The sequence below is a fragment of the Rhodococcus sp. CX genome, assembly GCF_015865005.1.
Lineage (GTDB): Bacteria > Actinomycetota > Actinomycetes > Mycobacteriales > Mycobacteriaceae > Rhodococcus.
This window is the reverse complement of the sequence record NZ_JADZGH010000127.1, coordinates 6175-8519: the sequence shown is the minus strand read 5'-3', so window position 1 is coordinate 8519 and position 2345 is coordinate 6175. Positions and strand designations below refer to the sequence as shown.

The 2345-nt window shown below is 71.9% G+C and carries 2 protein-coding genes and 1 pseudogene; 2 read left to right on the top strand and 1 reads right to left on the bottom strand.

The features are described 5' to 3' along the window. Nucleotides 1-376 (bottom strand): DUF3027 domain-containing protein (locus I0Q12_RS13960; RefSeq protein WP_197252489.1); only part of this gene is annotated, 376 nt, incomplete at its 3' end. Nucleotides 377-447: 71 nt separating this feature from the next. Here I0Q12_RS13960 and I0Q12_RS13955 point away from each other — a divergent pair. After that, entirely contained in the window at nucleotides 448-1284 is an 837-nt protein-coding gene (locus I0Q12_RS13955) for a glutaminyl-peptide cyclotransferase (RefSeq protein WP_374068697.1), read from the top strand. 70 nt (nucleotides 1285-1354) lie between these two features. Then, a pseudogene (locus I0Q12_RS32830) lies at nucleotides 1355-2345 on the top strand (MFS transporter); the annotation flags it as partial.

The following is a 2345-nucleotide window of genomic DNA, read 5'->3' as shown; positions in this document are numbered from 1 at the left end:
CATCACGGTCGCCGGGGCCGAGGTCGCCGGGGCGGATCCGCTCGCTCCACGGAAGCCATTCGGGTGCGATCAGCGCGTCGGGTCCGGGCAGCAACGCCAGCTCGCTGACGGTGACGTGATCGGACTCCGGAGCAGCGGCCACGACGACCGCCCACTGCCAACCGCGGTAACCGGGCAGGTCGGCGACGAAACGGTGGGTGGCCGCGCAGTCGTTCTCCGCGGTCACACCCAGATGCGGGCCGATCCCGCCTTCGCCGAGCTCGTCGAGAGCCGCGCGGGCGATGTCGACCGCATCGGCGAGGACAGGTCGCACAGCCTCGGCGGAGCTTTCCGCGCTGGGGGCATCAGCAGAAGACACAGCACTCACGGCTCCCATTCTGCCGCACCCGAACGGGAGCGCGACCCTTGGCCGCCGGGACGGCGGCCGACGACTGCGATGATGGCAGCGTGCGACCGCGACAGGGCAGCAAACTCCCCGGGCCGATCCGAACCGCCGGTGTCCTGGCCCCGGCCACCGCGCTGCTCGCCGCCGGAATCCTCGCCGGGTGCGGCGACGAACCCGTCCCCGACCCCGGTCCGCCCGCCGACCGGCTGCGCGTCGAGATCGTCGCGACCCGGCCGCACGATCCCGAAGCGTTCACCCAGGGGCTCGAGATCTCCGACGGCGAACTGCTCGAGGGCACGGGCCGGAGCGGCCGGTCGTACCTGTCGGCGCGGGCCCTCGACACAGGCGTCGAACGCACGCGGGTGCCTGTTCCCGACGACATGTTCGGTGAGGGCATCACCGTGGCCGGGGACACGGTGTGGCAGCTGACCTGGAAGGACGGGGTGGCCATCGCCCGCGACCGCGACACGCTGACTCCCCGCGACCACGTCGAGTACGACGGCCAGGGCTGGGGCGTGTGCGCGGCCGGGGACCGTCTGGTGATGAGCGACGGTTCGTCCACCCTGACGTTCCGGGATCCGGCGACCTTCGACGTGCTCGGCAGCACGACCGTCCGCGTCGACGGCCGTGAGATCGACAACCTCAACGAGCTCGAGTGCGCCGAGGACGGATCCGTCTACGCGAACGTGTGGCAGACCGACCGGATCGTCCGCATCGACCCGGGCTCAGGGCGCGTGACCGCGACCATCGACGCCGGTGCCCTGCGCGACGCGCTCACCGACGAGCAGCGCGCGGAGATCGACGTTCTCAACGGGATCGCGCAGGTGCCGGGCACCGACCGGTTCCTCGTCACCGGCAAGTACTGGCCCACGATGTTCGAGGTGCGATTCGTCCCGTGAGCACCATGGATCACATCTCACGCCGGGACCTGTCTGCGCCCCCGGCAGACGGTGGGGAAGAATCGGAGGCGTGACCGATCCGGACGAGCGCCGACCCGCCGACCCGGCGCGCGGCCGTGCCGACGCCGACGGCAGCGACTCCCGTTCGGCTCCGCGCTCCTCGCGTCCCGGCCGGCCCGACCCCGAGGCGAGCCATCCCGGCTACCGGAACTATCCGCCCCCGCGGCACCTCGGGTCGCGGCGCACTCCGCTGCCGCCGCTGCACCCCCTCGACGGGAATCGCAAACCCCGCGACGACGCGCGCGCGGCCTCGGAGTCCGACGCACCGCGCGCCCCGCGGATGCCGCGGAAGCTGACCGTGACCCGGGTCGCGGCCCTGCGCAGCCGGGAGCTGACGAACAAGGGCATCGCCACGTTCCGGCGCGCGGCCACCGCGGACGGCGCCGACAAGTCCGGGCTGACGGCGCTGATGTACGCGACGATGGCGAACTTCGCGAGCGACGCGGCGATCGCGGTGGCGCTGGCGAACACCTTGTTCTTCTCGGCCGCGACCGGCGAGGACAAGACGAAGGTCGCGCTGTACCTGCTCATCACGATCGCCCCCTTCGCGATCATCGCCCCGCTGATCGGCCCGTTGCTGGATCGGTTGCAGCACGGTCGCCGGCTGGCGCTGGCGGCGTCGTTCGCGCTGCGCTGCGTCCTCGCGGTGGTGCTCGTGTTCAACTTCGACAGTTGGGGCCTGTACCCGGCGGCGCTGGCGATGATGGTGCTGAGCAAATCGTTCTCGGTGCTGAAATCGGCGGTGACACCCCGGGTGCTGCCCCCGGAGATCGATCTTGTCCGGGTCAATTCCCGGCTGACCGTGTTCGGCCTGGTCGGCGGCACCTTGGGTGCCGGTGCGGTCGCCGCCGCCGCGGCGTGGCTGTTCGGCTCGTCGGGTGCGCTGTGGCTGTGCGCCGGCATCACCGCGTTCGGCGCGTACCTGAGCATGCGGATCCCCGCGTGGGTGGAGGTCACCGAGGGCGAGGTCCCGGCGACGCTGTCCTATCACGGGTCCGAGG